At 63.3% G+C, this 26,226-nt stretch carries 23 protein-coding genes; 6 read left to right on the forward strand and 17 right to left on the reverse strand.

The genetic code is table 11. The annotated features are described in order from the left end of the window. On the forward strand, window positions 1-504 hold a 504-nt coding region (locus ACQ4WP_RS12350), incomplete at its 5' end, for an integrase core domain-containing protein (protein WP_436520961.1). Window positions 505-587: 83 nt separating this feature from the next. After that, window positions 588-1,790 (forward strand): MFS transporter, encoded by a 1,203-nt coding sequence (locus tag ACQ4WP_RS12355; protein ID WP_436520963.1) that lies wholly within the window; start codon window positions 588-590, stop codon window positions 1,788-1,790. Between the two features lie 98 nt (window positions 1,791-1,888). On the opposite strand, the gene ACQ4WP_RS12360 is transcribed toward ACQ4WP_RS12355, so the two are convergent. The 10 genes from ACQ4WP_RS12360 to ACQ4WP_RS12405 form a co-directional block, all read right to left on the reverse strand. Further along, complete coding sequence (locus ACQ4WP_RS12360) at window positions 1,889-4,399, reverse strand: TonB-dependent siderophore receptor (RefSeq protein WP_436520965.1); 2,511 nt, start codon at window positions 4,397-4,399, stop codon at window positions 1,889-1,891. A gap of 80 nt (window positions 4,400-4,479) precedes the next feature. Then, entirely contained in the window at window positions 4,480-5,427 is a 948-nt protein-coding gene (locus tag ACQ4WP_RS12365; RefSeq protein WP_436520967.1) for a FecR domain-containing protein, read from the reverse strand. Window positions 5,428-5,443: 16 nt separating this feature from the next. Continuing rightward, window positions 5,444-5,959, reverse strand: coding sequence for a sigma-70 family RNA polymerase sigma factor (locus tag ACQ4WP_RS12370; RefSeq protein WP_436520969.1), 516 nt, complete (start codon window positions 5,957-5,959; stop codon window positions 5,444-5,446). A gap of 134 nt (window positions 5,960-6,093) precedes the next feature. Further along, a complete protein-coding gene (locus ACQ4WP_RS12375; protein WP_436521332.1) occupies window positions 6,094-8,088 on the reverse strand; it encodes a MacB family efflux pump subunit in 1,995 nt (664 codons plus the stop codon). Window positions 8,089-8,093: 5 nt separating this feature from the next. Continuing rightward, window positions 8,094-9,281, reverse strand: coding sequence for an efflux RND transporter periplasmic adaptor subunit (locus ACQ4WP_RS12380; RefSeq protein ID WP_436520971.1), 1,188 nt, complete (start codon window positions 9,279-9,281; stop codon window positions 8,094-8,096). A 91-nt stretch (window positions 9,282-9,372) separates the two neighbouring features. Next, window positions 9,373-9,714 carry a DUF3325 domain-containing protein gene (locus ACQ4WP_RS12385; protein ID WP_436520973.1) on the reverse strand — a complete coding sequence of 114 codons (342 nt, stop codon included), beginning with the start codon at window positions 9,712-9,714 and terminating at the stop codon, window positions 9,373-9,375. Continuing rightward, entirely contained in the window at window positions 9,711-11,414 is a 1,704-nt protein-coding gene (locus tag ACQ4WP_RS12390) for a PepSY-associated TM helix domain-containing protein (RefSeq protein ID WP_436520975.1), read from the reverse strand. Before ACQ4WP_RS12390 ends, ACQ4WP_RS12385 begins: the two co-directional genes overlap by 4 nt. Beyond that, the gene (locus ACQ4WP_RS12395) at window positions 11,411-11,689 is read right to left on the reverse strand and encodes a hypothetical protein (RefSeq protein ID WP_436520977.1); all 279 of its coding nucleotides are present in this window, start codon (window positions 11,687-11,689) and stop codon (window positions 11,411-11,413) included. Before ACQ4WP_RS12395 ends, ACQ4WP_RS12390 begins: the two co-directional genes overlap by 4 nt. A gap of 229 nt (window positions 11,690-11,918) precedes the next feature. Next, a complete protein-coding gene (locus ACQ4WP_RS12400) occupies window positions 11,919-12,911 on the reverse strand; it encodes a FecR domain-containing protein (protein ID WP_436520979.1) in 993 nt (330 codons plus the stop codon). Then, window positions 12,908-13,417, reverse strand: a complete 510-nt coding sequence (locus ACQ4WP_RS12405) for a sigma-70 family RNA polymerase sigma factor (RefSeq protein WP_436520981.1) — start codon at window positions 13,415-13,417, stop codon at window positions 12,908-12,910. The genes ACQ4WP_RS12400 and ACQ4WP_RS12405 overlap by 4 nt, the downstream gene beginning before the upstream one ends. A 238-nt stretch (window positions 13,418-13,655) precedes the next feature. Between ACQ4WP_RS12405 and ffh the strand changes: the two genes are divergently transcribed. Next, entirely contained in the window at window positions 13,656-15,023 is a 1,368-nt protein-coding gene (ffh, locus tag ACQ4WP_RS12410) for a signal recognition particle protein (protein ID WP_436520983.1), read from the forward strand. Window positions 15,024-15,378: 355 nt separating this feature from the next. Then, window positions 15,379-15,774: an SWIB/MDM2 domain-containing protein gene (locus ACQ4WP_RS12415; protein WP_071653383.1), complete on the forward strand. Its 396-nt coding sequence runs from the start codon at window positions 15,379-15,381 to the stop codon at window positions 15,772-15,774. Between the two features lie 76 nt (window positions 15,775-15,850). On the opposite strand, the gene ACQ4WP_RS12420 is transcribed toward ACQ4WP_RS12415, so the two are convergent. Next, window positions 15,851-16,477, reverse strand: a complete 627-nt coding sequence (locus ACQ4WP_RS12420; protein WP_436520985.1) for a lytic transglycosylase domain-containing protein — start codon at window positions 16,475-16,477, stop codon at window positions 15,851-15,853. Continuing rightward, complete coding sequence (locus ACQ4WP_RS12425; RefSeq protein WP_436520987.1) at window positions 16,474-18,213, reverse strand: proline--tRNA ligase; 1,740 nt, start codon at window positions 18,211-18,213, stop codon at window positions 16,474-16,476. Before ACQ4WP_RS12425 ends, ACQ4WP_RS12420 begins: the two co-directional genes overlap by 4 nt. A 204-nt stretch (window positions 18,214-18,417) precedes the next feature. Here ACQ4WP_RS12425 and ACQ4WP_RS12430 point away from each other — a divergent pair, with 204 nt between their 5' ends. Continuing rightward, window positions 18,418-19,050 (forward strand): RNA pyrophosphohydrolase, encoded by a 633-nt coding sequence (locus tag ACQ4WP_RS12430; RefSeq protein WP_426072022.1) that lies wholly within the window; start codon window positions 18,418-18,420, stop codon window positions 19,048-19,050. Window positions 19,051-19,150: 100 nt separating this feature from the next. On the opposite strand, the gene mqo is transcribed toward ACQ4WP_RS12430, so the two are convergent. Further along, window positions 19,151-20,749: a malate dehydrogenase (quinone) gene (mqo, locus tag ACQ4WP_RS12435; protein WP_436520989.1), complete on the reverse strand. Its 1,599-nt coding sequence runs from the start codon at window positions 20,747-20,749 to the stop codon at window positions 19,151-19,153. Then, a complete protein-coding gene (locus ACQ4WP_RS12440; protein ID WP_436520991.1) occupies window positions 20,742-20,897 on the reverse strand; it encodes a hypothetical protein in 156 nt (51 codons plus the stop codon). The genes mqo and ACQ4WP_RS12440 overlap by 8 nt, the downstream gene beginning before the upstream one ends. Before the next feature lie 304 nt (window positions 20,898-21,201). Here ACQ4WP_RS12440 and ACQ4WP_RS12445 point away from each other — a divergent pair, with 304 nt between their 5' ends. Then, entirely contained in the window at window positions 21,202-21,624 is a 423-nt protein-coding gene (locus ACQ4WP_RS12445) for a DUF1841 family protein (protein WP_436520993.1), read from the forward strand. 5 nt (window positions 21,625-21,629) lie between these two features. Here ACQ4WP_RS12445 and ACQ4WP_RS12450 read toward each other — a convergent pair whose 3' ends face one another. The 3 genes from ACQ4WP_RS12450 to nirK are packed head-to-tail and all read right to left on the reverse strand — an operon-like array spanning window position 21,630 to window position 26,115. Continuing rightward, a complete protein-coding gene (locus tag ACQ4WP_RS12450; protein ID WP_436520995.1) occupies window positions 21,630-23,900 on the reverse strand; it encodes a nitric-oxide reductase large subunit in 2,271 nt (756 codons plus the stop codon). 14 nt (window positions 23,901-23,914) lie between these two features. Next, entirely contained in the window at window positions 23,915-24,592 is a 678-nt protein-coding gene (gene ytfE, locus ACQ4WP_RS12455) for an iron-sulfur cluster repair protein YtfE (protein ID WP_436520997.1), read from the reverse strand. 26 nt (window positions 24,593-24,618) lie between these two features. Beyond that, a complete protein-coding gene (gene nirK, locus ACQ4WP_RS12460; protein ID WP_436520999.1) occupies window positions 24,619-26,115 on the reverse strand; it encodes a copper-containing nitrite reductase in 1,497 nt (498 codons plus the stop codon). Window positions 26,116-26,226: the final 111 nt, after the last annotated feature.

Consider the following 26,226-nt stretch of genomic DNA (forward strand, 5'->3'; position numbering starts at 1 on the left):
TGGGTCTATATGGAAATCTACGCCGACCAGACCGATTGCAGCAGCGTCGATTTCCTGAGCAAAGTGACGAAAGCATGCCCCGTCAAGATCGTGAAATTGCTGACCGATAACGGTAGCCAGTTCACGGATCGCTTCACCAGCAAGAGCCGCACGAAGGAACCCAGCGGCCAGCATGTCTTTGATCGCCTCTGCAAGCAATTCGGTATCGAGCATCGACTGATTCCGCCACGCCATCCGCAAACGAACGGCATGGTTGAACGCTTCAACGGACGCATCAGCGAAATCGTCGGCCAGACCCGATTTGGCTCGGCGGCAGAACTCGAATCGACGCTGCGCAACTATTTGAAGCTCTACAACCACAATATCCCGCAGCGCGCCTTACACCACCAGACACCCATCCAGGCGCTCAAAGAGTGGCAGGCAAAGAAGCCGGATTTATTTGTTAAACGCGTTTATAACCAAGCGGGTCTTGACAGTCTATGTCATATATATTGTTCACTTTAGCCTATTTTTCTTTTATTGATCAGCAGGCAGCATACGTACTGATACTCCCCACCAGAACGACTTCGATTTGAGGAACTTAGTTTATGCATCAGACAACAACATCTGCTCTACACAAGAGCGCCGAGCGATTGCCTTTAGGTCGACTGCTTGCCTTGGCAATGGCAGCCTTTGTCACGCTGCTGACCGAGATCATGCCGGCCGGATTGCTTTCTTCCATTGCGCAAGGCTTGAGCGTCTCTGAAAGCCTGGCGGGCCAGTTCATTACCGCCTACGCCGTGGGTGCCCTGGTCGCAGCTATTCCGGTCACCATGCTTACGCAAGGCGTGCGGCGGCGTCCGTTGCTATTGACTGCGATCTTTGGTTTTGCGCTTGTCAATCTCGTCACCGCGCTTTCCGATAGCTATGGCGTCTCTCTGGTGGCGCGCTTCTTCGCCGGTGTCTTCGGCGGAATCGTCTGGACGCTCCTGGCTGGATATGCGGTGCGCATGTCGCCGGCTCATCTCAGCGGACGGGCGATTGCGATATCCGGTGCCGGCGCGACCATCGCTTTGGTGCTCGGTGTACCGCTCGGAGCGCTGCTTGGTCGAGCCATCGGCTGGCAAGGCGCATTTGGCCTGATGAGTGCCCTGGCAGTCTTGCTCATGGTGTGGATCATTGCCATCGTCCCCGACTTCCCTGGCCAGAGCAGGGGGCAGCGCCAACCTCTTTCCAGTATATTTTTCAAGACCGGTATTCGCGCCGTGCTGTTCGTTGTCTTCACCTTCGTTGTTGCCCACAACATTCTCTACATCTATATCGAGCCATTCCTCGCGCCGTCGGGCTTGTCGGCGAACGTGGAGACCATCCTGTTCGTCTTCGGACTAGGTTCGATCATCGGCCTTTGGTTCGTCGGTGCAATGGTCGATCGGCGGCTGCAATTTCTTGCCGTGGCAAGCGTCATGATCTTCGCCCTTGCATCCCTGTTTCTGGGTCTCTGGGGCGAACTTTCGCAGGTGGTCTACCCCTCTGTGGCGGTATGGGGCCTTGCTGTCGGCGGCTTTGCCACGATCACTCAAACAGCATTATCCCGCTTTGCCGGCGAGTCGGTTGATGTGGCGCAATCCATGTACACGACGGGCTGGAACACCGCGGTGGCCGGAGGCGGCGTTGTCGGTGGAATTTTGCTTGATCGGTCAGACGTGGCGTCGTTCGCATGGACCGTCATCGGATTTCTCGTCGTCTCGTTGCTGGGTACAGTCTTCGCCATGAACAAGGCGCTGGCAAGCAGGAGTTGCAGCGGGGGTTGATACGTGTGGCCGCGCAACTCGATGTAATGGCAGGTGTTCGCGTTCAGGTTGGCGAACACCCCGCATATCGCGGCCAGCTGCGAAGCGGGATGTCGGCCTTAGAATGCCCCGCGCAAGGTCAGTGCCGCGCTGCGTGGCGTGCCGTAGAAATTGCCGCCTCCCGTGTCGCCGATGCGGTCGTAATACATCTTGTCGAGCAGATTGTCGACATTCAGTGCCACGGTCCATTTCGCATCGATACGGTATTGCAGCATGGCACCGAGCACGCCATAGCCGCCCTGCTTGAAATCAAATGGCGTGCCATTGCCGGCCGCATCGTACAGTTCACCACTGACGTACTGCGCGCTGCGGATGCTGGCATTGCCGCCCACCTTCCACTGCGACCAGGCTCCCGGCAGGGTGTAGGCCGTGCTCAGCTTGAACAAGTGTTTCGGCGTGATCGAGCTGTACGGCAGGTTGCTCGTTTCATCGCGCGTATTGTTATAGGTGTAGCCAACCGAGAGCTGCCAGTCCGGCAGCACTTCGCCACCTACCTCCATGTCGACGCCGCGGCTGGTCACCTTTCCTTTCGGCAAATAACAGCATTGGCCCGAATACAGCTGCGTATTGCGCGGATACGCGGGATCACTGACGGCTTCGCCATTGCGCTCGACATGGAAGACGCTGAAAGTAGCGTTCAGCGCGCCATTCGCCAGCTCGCCCTTGACGCCGCCTTCATAACTCTTGCCAGTGACGGGCTTGAGCGACTCACCGGGCATGGGCCCGGCACGGTACAGGGCTTGCGGCTTGTAGATTTCCGCATAGCTGGCATACGCCGACCATTGCGGCGTGAGGTCATAGATCACCCCTCCGTAGCCCGTCACCTTGCGCGGCTCGCTGTAGCGGCTGGCCGACGCCACGCTCCACACGCGGGTGTCGAGGTCCATCATTTCATACACTTGATTGAACTTGTATTTACTGCTGCGCGCGCCGATGATGATGTGCAGCTGTTCGCTCGGATGCAGCCGCAATGTACCGTAGGCGCCCTGCTGTTGCTGGCTCCACGGGTTGTAGCGGCGCCACACTTCACCGACGGCGTGGTCAACCCACGGCGTTGACGCGGGATCGAACACATTCACAGGCGCCACGTTCGCGTCGTTGACGCTGGCCGCGTTCCAGTAGCTGGTGACTTTTTGCCGGTCCGCGCCCAGCAGCAGCTCGTGCGTGCGGCCCCATAGCGTGAAATTGCCGGCCAGGTTTACGTCCAGCATGTCCTGCCTGTTTTCGGCGCTGATGCGGCTGCCCACCCAGAACGCGCCGTCCCGCGTGCCCGGCGTGATGGCGCCATAGGCGAAGGCACCCTGGTTTTCAAGGCGCTGCCTGGTGCGCGTCATGTTCAGCTTGAGCTTCCACTGGCGCGCCAGGCGCTGCTCGAACTGGGCGAACACCTCGGTCGAGTCGAGATTATTGTAGGTCCAGGGTTGCGTCAGGCTGGCATTGCGCGGCAGGCCCAGGTTGCCGCCGTCGCTGTAGCGGGGCAAGCCGTCGCCCGTGCCGCTGTCATTGCGGCGCCCCTTCATGGCGCCCACCGTCGCCAGCCCATCGGCCCCCACGTCCGCTTCCAGCACGCCATACAACATGCGCTTGTCGACGCTGATATGCTCGAGGTGCGAATCGCGCGTGCCGTACACGGCCACCATGCGTCCACGCAGCTTGCCGTCAAAGGCCAGCGGCCCCGTCACATCGAGCTCCGTGCGGTAATCGTTCCAGCTGCCGCCGCTCAGGCTGGCCAGTACCTGGCGCTGCGCCAGCGGCTTCTTGCGCGCCAGGTTGATGATGCCGCCCGGGTCGCCCACGCCACCGAGCAAGCCAGAGGCGCCGCGCATCACTTCGACACGGTCGTAGAAGGCCATGTCCTGCATGGCGTTGGAAAAACTGAAGCTGGCGATATTCATCGGCGCGCCGCCATCGACCTGCATGCTGTCAATCTGGAAGCCGCGCGCATAAAAATCAAAGGAATTGGCATTCATGCGCTGTACCGTCACGCCGGGCGTCAGACCCATGGCCTGGTGGATGGCGGTCAGGTTCTGGTCGTCGAGCTGCTGGCGCGTCACCACCGACACCGACTGGGGAATCTCGCGGAACGACTGGTCTCCCTTGGAAGCGATGCTGGTGACGCGGCTCGTGTACGAGCCCGTGCCTTCCGTGCTGCCGTCGGCGGCGCGGCGCGCGCGCACGCGGATCGCGGCCAGGGTTTGCTCGACGGGGGCGCTGGCAGCGGCGGCCGCAGATGTTGCGGGTGCCACTTTTTGCAAGGTATAGCTGCCGTCGCTGCGGCCGGTGATTTCCAGGCCGCTGCCGGCCAGCAGGCGTGTGAGCGCTTCGCGCGCCGTGTAGCTGCCGCTCAGCGCGGGACTGCTCAAGCCCGCCGTCAGGGCAGGATCGAAGGAAAGGGCGATGCCCGCTTCGATGGCAACAGTCGACAGGTTGCGACCCAGGGGACCGGCCGGCAGTTCGATGCTGTGCGCGGCGGGCGCGTCGAGCGATGCCGCATGGGCGGGTGGCGCCATGGCCAGCATGGCAAGGTGGACGGAGAGAAAAACGATGGAGCGAAGGGGGGCTGCGGGCATGACGTTTCCTTTACATGGCAATGGGATCTTCTTCCCCTTGCCAGCCCGGCGCGAAAAAAGTGTCAGGTTTTTTCAACTATTTATTCAGGCGCATCCAGGGTGACCCAATAGCCGCCAAGGCGCGTACGCGCCGCCACCGGATAGGTCGACACCAGCATCACCAGCGCCGCATCCGTGTCCGTGATGGGAAAGGCGCCCGAGACGCGCACATTGGCCACGCGGGGATCGCAGCGCACGATGCCGGGCCGGTAGCGGCCCAGTTCCAGCGCAAAATCGTGCAGGCGCATGGCGTCGGCCAGCAGCATGCCGCGCTGCCATGCCAGCGCGCCGCCGTCCAGCGCAGCAGGTTCGCCGATAGCGCTGGCCGTAAACAGCACCTGCCGCCCTGCAGGAATGATGTGCTGCGCACCGCTGCGCGCCAGCACGCGCACGCGGCCTTCCCGCACGGCCAGCGCCGTCCTGCCCTCTTCCTGGCGCACGGAAAATACCGTGCCCAGCGCTTCGAGCCGGCCTTCGGCCGTGGCAACGAAGAAGGGCCGGCGCTGCGCATCGGGGGCGGTGCGCACGGCGATTTCACCGCGCCGCAGGGTCAGCAGACGCTGCGCGCCATCGAATTGCACGTCCAGGGTGGTGGCAGTATTGAGGCTGATGCGGCTGCCATCGGCCAGCACGATATCGCGCCGCTCGCCGGTCGCCGTCCGGTAATCGTGGCGCCAGCCTTGCTGTTCCAGCAGCATCCAGGCGCCGGGGACGACGGCCAGCAGGGCCGCCAGTTTCAGCAGCGCGGCGCGCCGCGCCGAGGTTCGGTCCAAGGCGCGGGACCGGTCCAGCGCCGGCATGGCCAGCTCCGGCGGCAGGCCGCCCAGTTTTCCCAGCAGCGCTTCGGCACGCTGCCAGGCGCGCGCATGTTCCGGGTCGCTTGCGCGCCAGCGTTCGCACTCGCGCCGCTGCCGCGCGCTGGCCGCGCCCGAGTGCAGCTGCATCAGCCAGTCGGCCGCCTGCTCGAGCACACGCGGGTCGATTCCCATGCTAGTCGCCATCGAGCTACAGGCACGCCAGGAACGCCTGCTTCATGTAGCGCTTCACGCTGGCCAGCGACACGTCCAGCCGCACGGCGATGGCGTCATATGTCAGCCCTTCCAGCTGCGACAGCAGAAAGGCGCGCCGCACCACGGCTGGCAGGGAATCGAGCATGGCGTCGACCTGGTGCAGGGTTTCCAGGATCAGCAATTGGTCTTCGCACGATGGCGCTTGCGCTTCGGGCAGCAGGGCGACGGCGTCAAGATAGGCGCGTTCGAGCGCCTGGCGCTGGTACCAGTTGATGAGGATGCCGCGCGCCACCGTCGTCAGGTAGGCGCGCGGCTGGCTGATGGCGCCGATGTCGCGCCGCGCCAGGATGCGGATGAAGGTGTCGTGCGCCAGGTCGGCCGCGTCGGCTGCATTGCCCAGCTTGTAGCGCAACCAGCCATGCAGCCAGCCGTGGTGCTGCTGGTACAGCGCCCCGGCGGCATGCGTGGGAGAAGAGTGGTCTTGCTGTAGGGCGAAGTCGGCGGCCGACATGGGCATCCTTTCCTGTCAGGCGCCTGGCACCAATGCAAATAAGAATTATTCTCATTTTAGCCGAAACAACAACGCCGGCGCAATGCCTGGCCGCGATGGCAGGCACTGTACCGGCGTTTTTACAACAGCCAACCTTACTGGCCAGCCAGCGCCACCACCGGGTCGAGTCCCGACGCCTTGCGCGCCGGCATGAAGCCAAACACCAGCCCCGTCACCACGGCGCAGGCAAACGCGCCGGCGATGGCGCTCAGCGAAAAGATCACCGGCACGTCCCATACCAGCAGCAAGCCGGCCACCGTCACCCCGACCACGATGCCGGCCACGCCGCCCACCACCGACACCAGCACGGCTTCGGTAAGGAACTGGCGCAGGATGTCGCGCCGGCGCGCGCCCGTCGCCATGCGGATGCCGATTTCGCGCGTGCGCTCGCGCACCGTCATCAGCATCACATTCATGACGCCGATGCCGCCCACCACCAGGGAGACAGCGGCGATCAGGCTGAGCATCATCGTCATGTTGTCCTGCGTCTTGGCTTCGGCGGCGATCGACGCGGCCGCATTGCTGATGCCATAGTCGCGGATGCGGTGGCGCTCGAACATGACGGCATCGACGGCTTTTTCCGTCTCGGCGATGCGCTTCACATCGTCGGCCGCCAGCACGATATACGTGGGTTCGCGCTGGCCGAAGACGCGGATGCCAGCCGTGGAAAACGGCAGCAGCAGCACGTCGTCTTCATCCTTCTCGCCCGTCAGCGCACCCTTCGCGCTCATCACGCCGATCACCTGGAACGGCACGTTGCCGATCAGGATGCTCTGTCCCACGGGGTTGGGCACGTCGGGCATCAGCTTTTGCGCCAGGTGCGCGCCCAGCACGGCCACGGTGGCCATCTCGCGCTCGTCTTCCTCGGTAAAGAAGCCGCCCTTGGCCACCGGCCAGGTCTGGATCTGCGGCAGGGCCGGCCCCGTGCCGCGCACATACGTCTGCACGTCGAGGTTGCCGTGGCGTATCACCTTGTTGCCCGTGACATTCGGCAGCACGTGGGAAATGCCCGGCACGTCCTTGAGCGCATCGAGGTCGGCCAGGGTGATGCTGCGCCCGGGAATGCGCGAGCTTTCGCCGCGCGACGCCATGTACAGCAAGTTCGAGCCGAACGCGCCCAGCTGCGCCATCACCTGCTGGCGCGTGCCCAGGCCGATGGCCAGCATGACAATCACGGAGGCGACGCCGATGACGATGCCCAGCAGGGTCAATCCCGTGCGAAAGCGGTTGATCCACAGCACGCGCCAGGCGGCGCGCGCCGCGTCGAGCAATTCCATGCCCAGCGACGCGCCCGTATCGTGGGCGGCGCGCGACATGTCCAGCGGCGGCAGGGCCGTCGACGTGGCGGGGATGGCGACGACGCCCGAGTCTTCGATGATTTCGCCATCGCTGATTTCGATCACGCGGCGCGCCTGGGCCGCTACCTTGCGGTCATGCGTAATGAGGATGATGGTGTGGCCCGCGTCGGCCAGTTCGCCCAGCAGGGCCATGACTTCGGCGCCGCTGCTGCTGTCGAGCGCCCCCGTCGGCTCATCGGCGAGGATGATGCGCCCGCCGTTCATCAGGGCGCGCGCGATCGACACGCGCTGCTGCTGCCCGCCCGACAATTGATTCGGCCGGTGATCGAGCCGGTCGCCCAGGCCCAGGCGCTTGAGCAGCGCTTCGGAACGGGCGTGGCGGGGTGCGGCCGGCATGCCCGCGTACAGGGCCGGCACTTCCACGTTTTCGCGCGCCGATTCGGTGGCGATCAAATGGTAGCCCTGGAAGACGAAGCCGAACGCTACACGCCGCAGCCACGCCAGTTCATCGGGATTCAGGCTGGCCACGTCCTGGCCGGCGAAACGGTAGGTGCCGTCGCTGGGCCGGTCAAGACAGCCCAGCAAATGCATCAGAGTCGATTTGCCGGAACCGGACGCGCCCACGATGGCGACGAATTCGCCGGCGCCGATGGACAAGGTCAGGCCGCGCAGCACTTCCACGGCCGGCGCGCCATCATGGCCGCCATAACGCTTGCGGATGCCCTGCAGTTCAATCAAGGGAGCCGGCTGGCCAAGCTCTCCTGCTTGTCCCAATGACGCGGCCTCGCTCATGGCGCTCACAGCTGGAACCTGCTGGCGCCGCTGCCGGCCGGCTGCTCGCCCGTGACCAGCAATTCGCCTTCGCGCAAGCCTTGCAGCACTTCCGCGCTGAGGCGGTTGCGCACGCCCACGGTGACGGCGCGCGTATCGACCTTGCCGTCCGCATCCATCACGCGGGCCGTGAACTGCCCCGACTTGGCGCCTTCTTCAGTCGATGGTTTCAGGGCCGGCAAGGGCACGGCCAGCACATTGTTCGCCGCGGCCGTGACAAACACCACTTGCGCCGTCATCTGCGGCATCAGTTCGCCATCGGCGTTATCCACGTCGAACAGCACGGTATATAGAATCACCTTGCTGGTCGACGGCGCCAGGGCCGTGCCGGCGGCAGAACCACCTGGCACCGGCGGCGCCGGCAGCACTTGCCGCACCTTGCCGCTCCAGCGCCGCTGGTCGCCGCCCAGGGTAGTGAAGTACACGGGCATGTCCGGGCGCACGCGGCGCACGTCCGCTTCCGATACTTCCGTCCACACCGTCATGGCCGACAGATCGGCGATGCGCAGGATGTTCGGCGTCTGGTACGTGGCGTTCAGGGTTTGCCCTTCCTTCGCATCCAGGCCCACCACCTTGCCGGCCATGGGTGCGTAGATGCGCGTGTAGCCCAGGCGCGCTTCGTCCGCCTTCAGGCTGGCCTGGGTCTGGGCTATCTGCGCCTTCAGGTGGTCAATCTTGGCGCCGGCCGACGCCAGCGTGGCTTCGGCTGTTTCCAGGTCGGCCAAAGGCGTCGAGTCGAATTTCGCCATCTGCTTCTGTCGGCCATGCTGCTGGCCCGCCAGGCGGTGCTGCGCCTGCTGGTCGGCCAGCTGCGCGCGCAAGCCCGCCAGCGCGGCGCGGCCCGCATCGACCGTGGCTTGCTGCACGCTGGGGTCGATCTCGGCCAGCAACTGGCCTTTTTCCACGGCGCTGCCAGGCTGCACGTGCAGGCGCGTGATCTGGCCCGACACTTGCGCGCCCACGTCGACATAGGTTTGCGGCTGCAGGGTGCCGATGGCCGTGACGCTGGCTTCGATGTTGCCGCGCTTGACGGGCGCCGTGTCGAATACGGTGTTCGGGCCGCGCGTGGCCCACAGGGCACCGGCGCCGAACAGCGCCAGCAAGACCACGCCGCCGAGGATGCGGGCGCGGCGGGAAGGCAGGCGGGCCGCCATCAGGAAGCCGCCTTGCGGTTGCAGGTAAAGTAAAACGGTGTCGCCAGGCGTGAAAAATACATCGGTCTATCCTTGAAAATGGCGGTGTACATCACCGCAGGAACGTCACAAGATCTGCCAGCGCGGCGACGGCTGCCAGCAGGGAACTACGCAACAGCAATTGGGGCGCATACGGCAGCAGCAGGGCCACCAGCAGCGCGCCCGCGCCGATGAATCCCAGCCAGGCGACGACGCCAACGGTGGCGCTCCAGCCGGCCACGCAAGGCCAGATGGCCAGCGCCAGCAGGATGGCACCGGCCAGTTGCAGCGCGCGCCGCACGTTCGGCGCCGCGTCCCTGCCCCATACCTGGCCATGGTGGCGGTCCATCGCCAGCGAGAGGCTGGCCATGCCCGCATACGACAGGCCCAGCGCACACAGGATGGTATTGATCACGACTGTCCTTCCGTATTGACTTGCAGGCTGGCCGTGGGCGCAGCGCTTTCCTTGGCGGCAGCCTTCCTGACCGGTTTTTCCTTGCGCTTGTGGACTTTCCACGCACCCCAGGCGGCCAGCAGGCCGAAGGCCATGCTGCCCAGTTCCACGCCGGCGCTTTCCCAGTCGCCGCGCACGACCTGCGCCACCAGGTTGTCGCCCGTGCTCAGTACATTCAGGACCGGCAGCAGCAGGCACAGGGCGGCCAGCAGGCACAGTTGTTCGATCCACGCGCGCTTTTCCGCGCGCAGGCAGGCGTGCACCAGCATCAGGAACCATACGCCGAAGAAGGCGCGCACTTCCCAGCCGGCGCGGTGCTCGAGGCCGACGGGGATCAAACGGTTGGCCCATAGGAAGCCCACGCAGGCAATGGCCAGGCCGGCAATCGCCGCCACGTTCAGGCATGCGATGACGCGGTACACGCGCTGCGTGTAGGCGCCGAACTCGCCGCCGGACTTCTGGCGCCGCTTGACCAGGAACAGGATGGCGCCCGTGCCCATCATGGCCGTACCGGCCAGGCCGCAGAAGAAGTACAGCCAGCGCATCGGCGTGCCGCCAAAGCCGACCATGTGCAGGTTCGACATGACGGAGCGCGTCAGGCCGGCGCCGCCCGTGTCCGACGCGCCCGGCCGGCGCACGGCGACCTGCTCGCCCGTGGCCAGCGCGTAGCAAGCCCTGCCCGTATTGGCGCTGATCCGTTCCAGCAAATCCGCGCCCTCGTTCCAGCCATACATGCATACTCGCATGGAGGCGTCGTTCGGATTGTCCAGCACCACGGCGCGGATTTCCTGGCCGATGGCTTGCTCGGCACGTTGCGCAAACGATTCCAGCGCGGGAATGGCCAGCGGCTGGCCTATGCGCGCAGGCTTGCCCGCATCGTTCCAGTCGGCCAGGAAGGCCTTCTTGGCATTGTCCATGCCGTATTGCGCCACCACGGGGGCCGGCACATAGTCATCGCTGAAAAATGCCAGGCCCGTGTAGGCGATCATGAACTGGAACGGTAACGTCAGCACGGCCACCGCGTTGTGCGCGTCGAGCCACGAACGCTGGCCCTTGGCCGGGCGGAAGGTGAAGAAATCCTTGAAGATGCGCTTGTGCGTGATGACGCCGCTCACCAGCGCCACCAACATGATCATGGTGGTGATGGCGACGATCCACACGCCGATGCGTCCCGCGTGCAGCTCGTAGTGGAAATCGACGAAATGGTGACCTCCGATGGTTTCCCGTTCGGTCGCCTCGCGCGCATGCTCGATGACGGCGCCCGTCAGCGGATCGAGGTCCGCCGAGCCATAGCCGCCGCTGGGCTGGAACCAGTAGGCGGACAAGCCATGGCCGGGACGCTGCACGGGCCAGATTTCCCACATGTCCGCCTGCGGATGCTCCTTGGCCATGAAGTCGAGCGCCAGCGCCAGGCGGTGCGCGCGGTCCGCGACCTTCGGCAGCGGCGGATCGTTCGCATGCGCCGCCTCTTCCAGTGCGTGTTCGGGCGTCATCCAGTGGCCGATCGGGTCGTCGAAGACGGCCAGGGTGCCGGTCAGGAAAATGGCGAACAACAGCCAGGAAATCCACAGGCCGCTCCACGTATGCAGCCAGGCCATGGCCTGGCGCAAGCCGCCCTGCTGCGGCGTCTTGATCACTTTGTCTACCTTGACGGCGTTCATGCGGCACCTCGCGACAGCAGCATGCCGATGCCGCCGCAGACGATGGCCGGCAGCAGCATGCCGAACCAGGCGCGGCGCAGGTCCTGCACGGCAAAGACCCAGATCACGGCGCAGGTGTAGACGACAAAGGCGCTCAGGGTCGCCGTCAGCACGGCTTCGGCGCGCGACAGCGGCAGCACGGCAGACAGCAGCACGGCCACGCCGGACGTGAGGGCATAGCCGCCGAAGATGGCGGCGAGCACGCGCGAGAACAACATCATGTTGGCAGATTTCATCGTTGCGGCACCCCAGACAACTGCTGTTGCGCCGGGTGGCAGACCATATACATCAGATGCATCACACTGCGTCCTTCCATCAAAGTTGATTATGGCGGCGGCACGCAGCGGCATGAAACCGCGCAACGTGGCGCCTTGAATGGGTACTTGAAATTACGTCTCTCAACTACAGGTGCCGCGAGAATCGAAAACGGGCAGTCCGATTGAAAAATATTTTTATCGAGGCGGGCTACGCGGCCGGCTCCACCGTCACCCAATACCGCGTGCGGCTGCGCACCTGCACCGGCAGCGAGTTGGGCAGCATGTTCAAAATACGCTGGGTGTCGGCCAGCGGGAACACGCCCGACAGGCGCAGCTGGGCCACTGCTGGCGCGCAGTCGATCACGCCGGGGCGGTAGCGGGCCAGGTCGGCCAGGAAGTCGCCCAAGGTCACATCGTCGACGATCAGCTGTCCGCGCGACCAGGCACCGGCATAGGCATCGATGGCGTGCGGCGCGTCCGGCGCGTGACGGGAAAATGCCACGCCGCGCCCGGCCGCCAGCAGCAATGGCGCGCCAGCGCTGTCGCGGGGACGGATTTCAACGGCGCTTTCAAACACGTCCACCGTGCTGTAGCCATCCTGCTGGCGCACGGCAAAGCGCGTGCCCAGTGCGCGCACCAGGCCTTCGCGCGTAGCCACCACCAGCGGCGCGGCGCTGCCGATGCCGTGGCCGCTGGTGACGAGGATTTCGCCGGCCAACAGTTCGATCAGGCGACGGTTGTCATCGAAATGCACGTTTACAGCCGATCCCGTATTCAGGCTGAGCACACTGCCATCGCCCAGCACCTGCTCGCGCCGCTCGCCCGTAGCCGTGCGGTAGTCGGCGCGCAGGACGCGCACGCCATCCCAGGCGCCCGTCTGCGCGGCCAGCATGCCGCCGCCGGCCGCCACGCCCAGCCATGCCAGCAACTGGCGCCGCTTGCCATTGACGGCTTGCTGCTGCGTGCCGGCCAGCGCCTGCGCGGCAGCACCGCGGTGCAAGCCGTTGAAGCGCTGCGACACCGCGTCGATGTGCTGCCAGGCCCGTTCATGCTCCGGGTCCGCCCCGCGCCAGCGCTGCCAGGCGGCGTGTTCCGCTTCGCTGGCCTCGTCCGACATCAGCACGGTCAGCCACTCGGCCGCCTGCTGCTGCACTTCCTCGCCGATGGCCGCCGGGGCCGCGGGTTCTGCCACCGTGCTCATGCCGGCAGGGAGAAAAACACCTGGCGGTTGGCACGCGTCAGGTATTGCTTGACCGAACTGGCCGACACCTTCAGGCGCGCGGCGATCTCGGCATAGCTAAGGCCTTCCAGCTGTGCCAGCAAAAACGCCGTGCGCACGGGCGCAGGCAAGCCGTCGAGGGCCACATCGATTTCCTGCAAGGCTTCCAGCGCCAGCAACCGCTCTTCGGGCGCGGGCGCCGCCTCGGGCGGCAGGCAAGCCAGCGCCTCCAGATAGGCGTCTTCCAGCACCTGCCGGCGGTAGCGGTGCGCCACCAGGCGGCGCGCGATGGTGGCGAGAAAAGGCCGCGCTTCGCGGATCTGCGGCGCCGCGCCGCTGGTCAGCACGCTGATGAAGGTGTCTTGCGCCAGGTCCGCCGCCTCACCCGCATTGCCCAGCTTATGCCGCAACCAGCCCTGCAGCCAGCCGTGATGGCTGCTGTAGAGCGCGTGCAGGTCTTGTTGCTGTGCAAAATCGGCGGCCGACATGGCATCCCTTTCCGCTCAGGCGTGTGGTGCCCGAGAATGTAAATAAGAATTATTCTCATTTTAACCGTGCAATGCCTTTCATGCAATCGCGGCATTGGCAGAAATACCAACTAATTCAAAAGCAGGCCAACCGCCAGGCGATGCAGCGCGGGACCGCCTGCCAACCGCGATAAGGTAAAATGACGGCCATCGTCCGGCTTTCGCCGCCCACTCCCAAGCTTTTCATTGCAGGTTCATCATGCTAGATAATCTCACCCAACGGCTTGCCAAAGTCGTCAAGACCATGCGCGGCGAGGCGCGCCTGACCGAAACGAACACCGCCGACATGCTGCGCGAAGTGCGCCTGGCGCTGCTCGAAGCCGACGTCGCCCTGCCCGCCGTGCGCGAATTCATCGCCAAAGTCAAAGAAAAAGCCATGGGCGAGGATGTCATTTCCTCGCTGACGCCAGGCCAGGCCCTGGTTGGCGTGGTGCAGCGCGAGCTGGCCGCCCTGATGGGCGCCGACCTGGGACCGGAAGCATCGCAGATCAGCTTTGCGCAGCAGCCGCCCGCCATCATCCTGATGGCCGGTTTGCAGGGTGTGGGTAAAACCACCACCGTCGGCAAGCTGGCGAAATACCTGAAGGAAGAAAAGAAGAAGAAAGTGCTGACCGTCTCGGCCGACGTGTATCGTCCCGCCGCGATCGCGCAGCTGCAATCGGTCACGGCCCAGGTGGGCGCCGACTTCTTCCCGTCTTCCAGCACCGACAAGCCGGTCGATATCGCCCTGGCCGCGCTGGACTGGGCGAAAAAGCATTACCACGACGTGCTGATCATCGATACGGCGGGCCGCCTCGGTATCGACGAAGAGATGATGCGCGAAATCGCCGCCGTCCACAGCGCCGTGAAACCGATCGAAACCCTGTTTGTCGTCGACGCCATGCTGGGCCAGGACGCCATCAACACGGCGAAAGCCTTCAACGATGCGCTGCCGCTGACCGGTATTGTGCTGACCAAGCTCGATGGCGATGCGCGCGGCGGTGCAGCCCTGTCGGTGCGCCACATCACGGGGAAACCGATCAAGTTTGCCGGTGTCTCGGAAAAACTCGACGGCCTGGAAGCATTTGACCCCACCCGCATGGCCAACCGCATCCTGGGCATGGGCGACATCCTCGCCCTGGTGGAAGAGGCGCGCAAGGGCGTCGACAGCAAGGCGGCAGCCGACCTGGCGCAAAAAATCAAGGTCGGCGGCAAGTTCGACATGAACGACTTCAAGGCGCAGCTTGGCCAGATGAAGAAAATGGGCGGCATGGCCAACCTGATGGACAAGCTGCCAGCCCAGTTCCAGCAGGCGGCAGGCGGCAAGAACATGGATCAAGCCGACAAACAGGTGCGCCGCATGTGCGGCATCATCGATTCGATGACGCCGCAGGAACGCGCCAAGCCTGAACTGATCAAGGCCACGCGCAAGCGCCGCATCGCCGCTGGCGCCGGCGTGCAGGTGCAGGAAGTGAACCGCATGCTGACGCAATTCGAGCAAATGCAGACGATGATGAAGAAATTGTCGGGCGGCGGCATGATGAAGATGATGCGCTCCATGAAAGGCATGATGCCCGGGATGAGGTAAGGCTTCAAGATGCCCGCAAGCGGGGATCTTGAAGGCCTTCGTGACGCCGCAGTATCTCCGTTTGAGACTCAAAAAACACTGTTCCAAATAATGCCGGATTGCATTTTCATGCGTCCGGCATCCTTTCTTCCCTCCCCCGCAACACCCCTCCCCGCATAGCCAGCAACCATGCCCTTTACAGGCAAAAACGCCGTTCTGCGCCCCCAAGCGGTGCGCCCGGGCGACAGCACAGCCATTTCCCTGCTTTTTCCTCGTAAAAACGTGAAAAACACTTGCATACTAGGTAAATCCACACCAATATTAGCCGTGCGATTAATTGCGCAATTTCCCATGTGTTTGTTAAGGAGGCTCGAAGATGGCAACAGCCAAAAAAACCCCAGTAGCAGCGCCAGCCAAAGCAGCAGCAGCCAAGCCTGCAGCCGCCAAAAAAGCAGCACCCGCAGCCAAAGCAGCAGCTAAACCAGCAGCGGCGAAGAAAGCGGCAGCACCGGCAACACCACGCAAGCCAAACGCAGCATTCATGAAAGCAATGACGCCATCGAAAGAGCTGGCCGCCGTTGTTGGCGCAGCACCACTGCCGCGCACGGAAGTGACCAAAAAGGTATGGGATTACATCAAAAAACTCGATCTGCAAGATCCGGCCAACCGCCGCATGATCAATGCGGACGACAAGCTGAAAGCAGTTTTCGGCGGCAAAGCCCAAGTCTCCATGTTTGAAATGACGAAACTGATCTCCGATCATTTGAAATAATCAGATACGCGCCGGCTAACACCGAGCGAGTGCCTCGCCGCATCACTGCGAGCGGGGCATTTTTTTGCTTGCCCCATCACCCGGCCGGCTTGAATTCCCACTGGCTCCACGCGGCCCGCACGGCATTCGGATACTCGGCCCGCCCCCGGCTGCCGTTGTACCGCCCCAGCGCCAGGTACCAATCCCCTCGCTCCATGTCCAGGTACATGCGCAAAATCGCGCAGCCATAGCGCAAATTCGTTTGCATGTGGAACAGTTTGCTGCGGTCGCTGTCGCCGATGACGCCCGTCCAGAACGGCATCACCTGCATGTAGCCACGCGCGCCGGCCAGCGAGACAGCGTACTTGCGGTAGCTTGACTCCACCTGGATCAGGCCCAGCACCAGGGCCGGCTCCAGGCCCGCGCGGCGCGCTTCATACCAGACCGTTTCCAGGAATTCCGTGCGCAGCTGCGCGTCCGGCAGCTTGCGCTGCAGGCGTTGCGACATCTGCGCCAGCCATTGCTGGTAGCGCTGCAAGTCGGCGGAAGTGGCAAATTTGGGTTGCGGCGGGCGTTCGTCGCGGATCGCGTGCGACAGGGCCAGGCGGACGGAGTCGGCCAGCGCCTCCTCCTTCTGGTTGCCGGCCTGCGCCGGGAAAGCGCAGGCCAGGCAGGCGGCCAGCGCGAGCGCGCCAGCCACCTTGCTTACGGATGGACGCTTCACTGCGCCATTTTGCCCTGGATGAAGGCGACGATCTCGTCCGGCGCCACGCCGGTGGCTTCCACGTCGCGGCGGCCCTGGTATTCCAGCTTGCCTTCTTTCAGGCCGCGCTCGCCGATGACGATGCGGTGCGGCACACCGATCAGTTCCCAGTCGGCAAACATGGCGCCCGGACGCAAACCGCGGTCGTCGACGATGACATCGACGCCAGCGCCTTGCAGGGCCGCATACAGCTTCTCCGTCTCTTCCTTGACCAGTTCGCTGCGGTCCATGCCCATCGGGCACAGCACGACCTCGAATGGCGCGATCGACGCTGGCCAGATGATACCCTTGTCATCGAAGTTCTGCTCGATGGCGGCGCCCAGGATGCGCGTCACGCCGATGCCGTAGCAACCCATCTGCAGCGGCGCAGGCTTGCCGTTTTCGTCGAGGAAGGTGGCTTTCATGCTTTCCGAGTACGCCGTACCCAGCTGGAACACGTGGCCCACTTCGATGCCGCGCTCGATGGCGAGTGCGCCCTGGCCGTCCGGCGAAGCATCGCCGGCGACGACATTGCGCAAGTCGGCCACGATGGCTGGCTCGGCCACGTCACGGCCCCAGTTGGCGCCCGTGTAATGGAAACCGGCGTCATTCGCGCCGCAGACGAAGTCGCTCATGTGGGCGACCGTGCGGTCCGCCACCACGGTGACGGGTGCTTTGGTGCCGATCGGGCCCAAGTAGCCAGGGATGGTGCCGTAGACTTCCAGGATTTCCGCTTCCGTCGAGAAACGGTGACCGGCCAGGCCGGCAACCTTGCCCACCTTGATGTCGTTCAATTCATGGTCGCCGCGCAGCAGCAGCATGAAATGCTGTTGCGTGACTTTTTCATCCTTGCCTGTCGTTTCCACCGTCAGGGCGATGGCTTTCACGGTGCGCGACAGATCCAGGCCCAGCAGCGCAGCCACGGTTTCGCACTTGACGGTGTCCGGCGTGGCCGTTTTCGTCAGCGCCTGGGCTGCGGCTGGGCGCTCGCCCGCTGGCGGCAGCGCTTCGGCCGCTTCCATATTGGCCGCGTATTCGGAGGTCGGGCAGTACACGAGCGCGTCTTCACCCGTATGGGCGATGACGTGGAACTCATGCGAACCGGAACCGCCGATGGCGCCGTTGTCGGCTGCCACGGCGCGAAATTTCAGGCCAAAACGCGTGAAAATGCGCGTGTAGGCGTCAAACATGACCTTGTACGACGCTTGCATGCCGGCCAGGTCGCGGTCGAACGAGTAGGCGTCCTTCATGGTGAATTCGCGGCCGCGCATCAGGCCGAAGCGGGGACGGCGCTCGTCGCGGAACTTGGTCTGGATATGATAAAAGTTCAACGGCAACTGGCGGTAGGACTTGATTTCCGTGCGCACGACGTCCGTGATGACTTCTTCCGACGTCGGCTGGATCGCGTATTCGCGGCCGTGACGGTCTTTCACGCGCATCAGTTCGTCGCCCATCTTGGTCCAGCGACCCGTTTCCTGCCACAGTTCGGCCGGCTGCACGAGCGGCATCAGCAGTTCGATACCGGCGGCTTTGTTCATCTCGTCACGGATGATGGCTTCCACCTTGCGGATCACACGCAAGCCCATCGGCATGTAGGTATAGATGCCGGAACCGAGGCGTTTGATCATGCCTGCACGCATCATCAATTGGTGGCTGACGATTTCCGCGTCAGAAGGTGCATCTTTAAGTGTGGAAATAAAAAAACGGGAGGCGCGCATAACGGTGAATTCTTTTTAAAAAGAGAGGGTTATAATCAACCTAATTTTAAAGGATTAGCTGGCTGATGCGTCCATACTTTACACAAATGCGCTCAATTGGTGCGATTCCGGCGCTTTTCGCACCCCGAAAAGGTCACCGGCTTGCGAAGTTGTGGGTAATTATGTAAAAAAGGACGCACTGTCGCAGAAAGTTTGAGGTGCATTATGCTCGACCGTGAAGGGTTTCGGCCCAACGTCGGCATCATCCTGCTAAACGCCCAGAACGAGGTGTGGTGGGGCAAGCGGGTGCGCGAGCACTCATGGCAGTTTCCGCAAGGCGGTATCAAATATGGCGAAACACCGGAACAAGCCATGTTTCGCGAACTTGAAGAGGAAATCGGACTCAGACAGGAACACGTCAAAATTGTCGGCCGCACCCGCGACTGGCTGCGCTATGAAGTGCCAGACCACTTCATCAAGCGCGAGATTCGCGGCCATTACCGTGGCCAGAAGCAGATTTGGTTTCTGCTGAGAATGTGCGCGCGCGATAACGACGTCAATCTGCGCCTGACTGACCATCCCGAGTTCGACGCCTGGCGCTGGCATGAATATTGGGTCCCGCTCGATGTCGTGATTGAATTTAAACGCGATGTCTACCAGCGCGCCTTGCAGGAGCTGTCCCGCTTCCTGACCTGGCCCGTGCATGGCAACGCACAGCAAGCGCACCGCCACACCTCGCGCTACCTTCGCCAGCCCCATGCGCCACGCGCGCAGGATGGCGCGGCACTGGCCCAGCCTTGCGACGGCATTGCCGCCGAAGGGTGTACGCCGGAGCTGATCTTGCCGGGCAAGGGATAGTCCGCCGCAATGAACGCACTCTCCCACGCAAAAGGGGCAGCCTGAACAGGCTGCCCCTTTTTTCATGCAGGCAGGAAACTCCGCTGCCGGTCAGGCTGACTTAGTTTGCTACCGGCGCTGGCGCAGCGGCGGGAACATCGAGCGTAATCGCTTTCAAGCCCAGGATATTGCTGCTGTAGTGGCGGATCTTGTTGGCCAGGGCCGGGTCGCTGTTCAGCTTTTGACCATACGAGGGCACCATTTCCACCATCTTCGCCTGCCATTCCGGCGTCGCCAGGCGGCTCTTGAATGCCGTTTGCAGCACCTTGATCATGATCGGCGGCGCGGTCGAGGCACCGGGCGAGGCACCCAGCAGGGCAACGATGCTGCCATCGGCGGCGCCGACGACTTCCGTGCCGAACTGCAGCAAGCCGCCTTTGACAGGGTCATCCTTGACGATCTGCACGCGCTGGCCGGCGTTTTGCAGGGTCCAGTCTTCCATCTTGGCGTTCGGCAAGTATTCGCGCAGGGTTTTCAAACGGTCTTCCGGCGTGTTCATGACTTGCTCGACCAGGTATTTCGTCAGTGGAATATTGTCGTAACCGGCTTGCAGCATCGGTTTTACATTGCCCGTGCCGATCGAGGCAGGCAAGTCGATCCACGAACCGTTTTTCAGGAACTTCGTCGAGAAGGTGGCAAACGGGCCAAACAGCAGGGCTTTCTTGCCATCGATGATACGCGTATCGAGATGCGGCACGGACATCGGCGGCGAACCGACGGAGGCCTTGCCATACACCTTGGCCGCATGCGCCGCCACCAGTTGCGGATTGGTGGTGACCAGCCATTGGCCGCCCACCGGCACGCCGCCGTAGCCCTTGGCTTCAGGAATGCCCGATTTTTCCAGCAGCGGCAGCGAACCGCCACCCGCGCCGATGAAGACGAACTTGGCGCGCATGGTCTTTTCCTTGCCGGCAGCCAGGTCTTTCACCGTCACGTTCCACACGCCATCGGCGCCACGCTGGATGTCTTCCACCTGGTGGCGCAGGTGCAGGACCATGCCATGGCTGTCCGTCAGGTATTTCACGAGTCCGCGCGTGAGGTTGCCGAAATTGACGTCGGTACCGATTTCCATGCGCGTCGCCGCCACTTTCTGGCCCTTGTCGCGGCCTTGCATGACCAGCGGCGCCCATTGCTCGATCTGCGCCTGGTCTTCCGAGTACAGCATGCCCTTGAACAGGTTTTGCTTTTGCAGCGCCTCATAGCGCTTGTGCAAGAAAGCAATATTGGCATCGCCCCAGACAAAGGCCATGTGCGGCACGTTGTTGATGAAGGTTTGCGGAGCGCCCAGATGCTTGTTGGCTACCTGATAGGCCCAGAATTGCTTGGAAATTTCGAATTGCTCGTTGATATCAACGGCTTTCTTGGTCTCGATGCTGCCATCGGCCGCTTCCGGCGTGTAGTTCAGCTCGGCAAATGCCGAGTGGCCCGTGCCCGCGTTGTTCATCGCGTCCGAGCTTTCGGCGGCCACGGAGTCGAGGCGCTCGACCATTTCCATCGTCAGCGAGGGATCGAGTTCCTTGAGCATGCTGCCCAGGGTGGCGCTCATGGTGCCGGCGCCGATCAGCAGCACGTCGACCGGTTTTTCGGACGAGGCCGGAGGGGTCTTGTCACATGCCGCCAGGATCAGGCACGACATCAAAAGTAATAGCGATTTACGCATTCGTAACTCCATTTTTGGATACTGAAGGATGATTCTTGCGCGCCACCGTGGCGGCACCATCGCGTCTACCGGCTTGTCTGACGAAAAACAGTCCAGCCTCCGGCACGCCAAGGCGGCCGGACAGGTCAATGTCGATGGTGATAGGCATGCTGCCGCGCTCCGGGATATCCCGAGAGCAAGATCTGGTGGCGAAGGTGCAGGCAATGGAAGCACGGAGTGGCAATAAAATCGCCGTCATGTCCAGTGCAAATATCAAGAGCGGCGATTTTATCACCGTTATTTGGCACCGCCAGGCAGCGGCGGTAGTGGATAATACTTACTGCAGGGTATTAAATGACGGTGACTATCGGGTCATGCCAGCGGGTGCCAGACGGCAAAAAGGGCATCTTCGATGCCCTTTGTTTATGTACGCGGTACAATGCCGGCTGCCCTTTAGCCATAGTCCTTCAGCCATGTTCAACCCCTCTTCCGACGATGTGCGCCGCTTCTTTTGCGACACCTTGCGCAAGCACCGCACCCATGAAATCCTCACGCCGATGGAAGCCATCGCGCTTGACTGGATCCTGGAACACCCCGAGTATGAAAACGAGCTCTCCGATGTCGAAGCGGCACTGGCGCGCGACTATTCCGTCAAAGGCGGACAAGCCAATCCTTTCTTGCACCTGTCCATGCATCTGTCGATCACGGAGCAGGTGCAGGTGGACCAGCCGCGCGGCATCCGCCCGGCCGTCCAGCAACTCACCCAGCGCCTCGATTCGGCCCATGCAGCCCAGCACGAAGTGATGGAATGCCTGGGCCAGATGATCTGGGCTTCGCAGCGCTCGGGCTTGCCGCCGGATACGGATGCGTACATCGACTGCGTGCGCCGCCGCTAACCTGGCTACACCGCCTGCGGCTGCAGTACAGCTGCCTTCGGCGCCTTGCCCAGCAATCCCAGCACCACCTGCAGCGCCATGGCGATGGCGCCGACGATGAATACCACGTCACCGAAGGTGCGTATCCAGCGCAGGTTCTGCAACAGCGGCTGCTGCATGAATTCCTCGCTGCGCGCATACCACAGGCCTTCCGTCACGCTGGCGTGGAACTGGATGATGCCAATCGGCAACAAGCTGGTAAAGATCATCAGCACCAGGCCCGCGTTCAAGCCCCAGAACGCCGTCTTCATCAACGCAGGGCTGAAGCGATAGTCGGGCCGCAGGTAGCGCAGCACCAGCAAGGTAAAGCCCAGCGCCAGGAAGCCGTACACGCCGAACAGCGCCGCATGCGCATGCACGGGAGTCGTGTTCAAGCCTTGGATATAGTACAGCGCCACGGGCGGATTGATCATGAAGCCCAGCACGCCCGCGCCCAGCATGTTCCAGAAGGCGACGGCGACAAAGCACATCATGGGCCAGCGCAACTGCTCCATCCACGGCGCACGCTCCTTCAGGCGCCAGTTTTCCCACGCTTCATGCCCCAGCACGATCAGCGGCACCACTTCGAGCGCGCTGAAGCTCGCACCGATGGCCATCACGGGCGTGGTGGTGCCGGCAAAGTACAGGTGGTGGAAGGTGCCGGGAATCCCGCCCAGCATGAACAGCGAGGCCGACGCCAGGCTGGCCGTCGTGGCCATGCGCACTGACACCAGGCCCAGGGTCGAGAAGATGAAGGCCAGCGCCGTGGTGGCGAACACTTCAAAGAAGCCTTCCACCCACAGATGCACCACCCACCAGCGCCAGTATTCCATCACCGACAGATGCGTGCGTTCGCCGTAGAACAGGCCGGCGCCATAGAACAGGCCGATGGCGCCAACGGATGCCGTCAGCAGCGCCAGCAGGTTCTTGTCGCCGCCCGGCCGGCGCAGGGCCGGTACCACGCCGCGCAGCATCAACACCAGCCACAGCAGGATGCCGATATATTTGCCGATCTGCCACAAGCGTCCCAGGTCCACATATTCATAACCCTGGTGGCCGAGCCAGAAATTCCACTCGGGTGGCATCACTTGCGCAATGGCCAGATAGTTGCCGATAAACGAGCCGACGACGACTGCGACCAGCGCCCAGAACAGCACGTCGACGCCCAGGCGTTGCCACTTGGGATCCTTGCCGCCATTGATCAGGGGCGCCAGGAACAGGCCGGCGGCTAGGAAACCCGTGGCGATCCAGAACAGCGCGGCCTGGATATGCCAGGTGCGCGTGAGCGCATACGGGAACCAGCGCGACACGTCGACGCCGTAGAACTGCTGCCCTTCCACCGTGTAGTGCGCCGTGAAGCCGCCGATGAAGACCTGGAAGATGAACAGCGCCACCACCAGGAACAGATATTTTCCCAGTCCCCGTTGCGAAGGCGTCAGCGCGAAAGTGGTGAGCGGATCGCGCGGACCGGCGGCCGGCAGCGCTTCGTCATGGTCGCGCAAAAAGGCCCAGCCCCACACAAGGAAGCCCACGCCGGCCAGCAGCACCACCACGCTGGCGACCGACCAGACGAGGTTTTCGCCGCTGGGCTGGTTGCCGATCAGCGGTTCATGCGGCCAGTTGTTCGTATAGGTCACTTTCTGGCCCGGACGTTCGGTGGCGGCGGCCCATGCGGTCCAGAAGAAGAACTGCGTCATCTGCGCGCGCCGCTCGGCACTGGGCAGGGTATTTTCCTTCATGGCGAAATGCTCGCGGCTGGCGTGCAACGCAGGCGCGTCGGAGAACAGCTGGTCGTAATAGTGCGCCGTGTTGGCGATGGCTTGCACGCGGCGCGGCGACAGGCGCAGCACTTGCGCCTCATCAACGCGGTTGCCGCGGTATTCCATCTTGAGCGCTTCGCGCAGCGCCGCCTGCGCGGGGCCGTCGAGCGCCGCGTATGCCTTGCCATGCTGCTCTTGCGCGGCCAGTTCCAGCCAGGCCGTCAGTTCGCGGTGCAGCCAGTCGGCCGTCCAGTCGGGCGCCTGGTAGGCGCCGTGGCCCCAGATGGAGCCCAGCTGCATGCCGCCGACGGATTGCCAGGCCGTCTGGCCGTCGAGGATGCCCTCGCGGTCGAACAGCTGCCGGCCATCCTGCGCCAGCACTTGCGCGGGGATAGGCGGCGCCTGCCGGTAGACTTCGACGCCGTAGTAGCCGAGCAGCGAAAACGTCACAATCAGCACACCGATCAGGGTGAACCAGAGTTTCTTATAGGGACCCATGGGTCTTTCCTTTGTCAGTGCACCACGGCCGGCGCAAAGCGCTCGAACAGGATATTGTTTTCAGTATGGATGTGCGCCATCAGGTCTACACGGAAGGTGCGCAAGCCCGTGTAGAGCGCGCGCCAGGTGGTGCAGGCGCCAGCCGGCGCAGTGATATCGTTCGTCATTGCCTCCATGGCGCGCAAGGCCACGCCATGGTCGTCATGCTCCATGCGCATCACGTTGATGGGCGCGCCGGCGCGGGGGCCCTGGCCGCGCACGATCATGGGGAACAGCACGTCTTCTTCCTTGCGCATATGGCTTTCCAGCTCCTGCGCCATGGCCGACAGGTGTTCCGCCAGCCCGTGCGGACAGTCGGCGCGGCCGCCATGCACCTGCTCGACCTTGCGCGCCAGGCGTATCAGCTCGGGCAGCTGCTCGCGGTGTACGGCGTGGTAGCGCGCCAGGAGGTGTTCCACCAGCTCGGTGGCCGAGGCTTCCTGCCAGTCACGCTCGCCGCTGGTATCTGCGCGCCCTGCCAGCAGCCGCAGTTCCTCGACGATGGGCGCCGTATCCACGCCAGCCGCTTCGGCCGCCGCGCGCAGGGTCTTGTTGCCGCCGCAGCAGAAATCCAGGCGGTGCGCATCGAACAGGCGCGTGGCGCCAGGGATGCGGCGGGCCAGCTGGCCCAGGGATAACTCGATCATTTCCATAACAGTTCCTTGAGGATGAATAGGGTTTATTGACGGGCACCGGCGTGGTAGACGCCCGGCACGGGTTCGCCCGTCACTTCCAGCACGCCGACGGCGCCCTTGCCAGCGCGCGACAGCGCATGGTCGACCAGCAGATAGCTGCCCGGGTGCTGCACCTTGAGTTCGACGATGGTCGCGCCGCCCGGTGCCACGAGCGTGGTTTGCACATCGTGTTTCGGGCTGCTGATGGAGCCTTCGCTATACACCTTGTCGAAGATCTCGCCGATGATGTGGAAGGACGAAATCTTGTTCGGGCCGCCGACGCCGAAATAGATGCGCACCGTCTCGCCGACTTTCGCCTGCAATTTGTGCGTCTTGCTCAGGGCGCCCACTTCGCCGTTGAAGACGTAGTAGTCGGGCAGTTCATTGGCCATTTTTTCCAGGTTCGGCTCCTGGTGCACGGGCGCACCGTGCGGACGGCCCGTGTACATCTCGCCCTGCATCACGTAATACTCGCGGTCCACTTTTGACAGGCCGCCTTCCGGTTCGACCAGGATCATGCCGTACATGCCGGCCGCGATATGCTGCGGCACCAGGGGCGTGGCGCAGTGATACACGTACAGGCCGGGATTTAGCGCCTTGAAGGTGACGGTCTTTTCCTGTCCCGGCGCCACCTGCGTGTGCTGTCCGCCGCCATGGCCGCCCGTCACCGCGTGCAGATCGATCGAGTGGATCATCTTGCTATCCTTCGCATTGAACAGGGTCAGCTCGACCGTGTCGCCCACCTTGGCGCGCAGCATCGGGCCGGGCACCTGGCGATTGAAAGTCCAATACGTAAAACTGGTGCCGTCATCGAGCTTGCCCGGCAATTCCACCGTCTCCATGCGGTATTTAAGCAACTGCGGCGCGCGCGCGCCGATGGCGGCCGGCACGGAGGCCGGATTGGCCGCGACGCTGACGGCCGAGGGATCGGGGCCGCGCATCGGCGACGGCGCGGGCGTGTACAGGGCCAGCGCGGCAGCCTGGCTGGACTCGCTGGCAGCGTTGCCGGCGCCAGCAGCCTTCGGAGCTCCGGCTTCGGCCAGCGAGATGCCGCTCACTTCCAGCTTGCCTTCCATGCCGATCTGGCGGTGGCCGGGAATCGAGCAGTAATAGGTGAACGTGCCGGCGCGCGTGACCTTGAAGCGCACGGTGGTGCTGCCGCTATTGGCGCTGAATTTGGCGGATGCCACGTTGAGTTCCGGGATCAGCAGGTCGTGCTCGGCGCCTTCGCCGCTTTTCAGCACGAGTTCGACCGTGTCACCTACCTTGGCCGCCAGCACGGGATTGACCTGGCCCTTGGCGTCGATGAATACCATCTTGCCGTCGACGATATTGGTTTGCAGCTCATAGCGCTTGAGCGTCGCAGCGGCAGTGGGTTGGTTGGCAGCGGCCGCAGCGGCGGCAGCGCTGGCCGGCAGGCTCGCCTGGGCTTGCACGGAAAGGGGCATGGCCAGGACGCAGACGGCGGCGGCAATGGCGCGGAGGGAGGGAGTCGTTTTCATCAAGCTTTCCTTGGTCTTGTATGCCGGTTCGGCACTCTTACCTACGCAAACGACGTGCCAGGGAAAACTTGTTTTAAATCAACGATTTGAAAAATGCAGGGTCCTTATGAC

Source organism: Janthinobacterium lyxosi, assembly GCF_051380665.1.
In the GTDB taxonomy this organism is placed as follows: domain Bacteria; phylum Pseudomonadota; class Gammaproteobacteria; order Burkholderiales; family Burkholderiaceae_D; genus Janthinobacterium.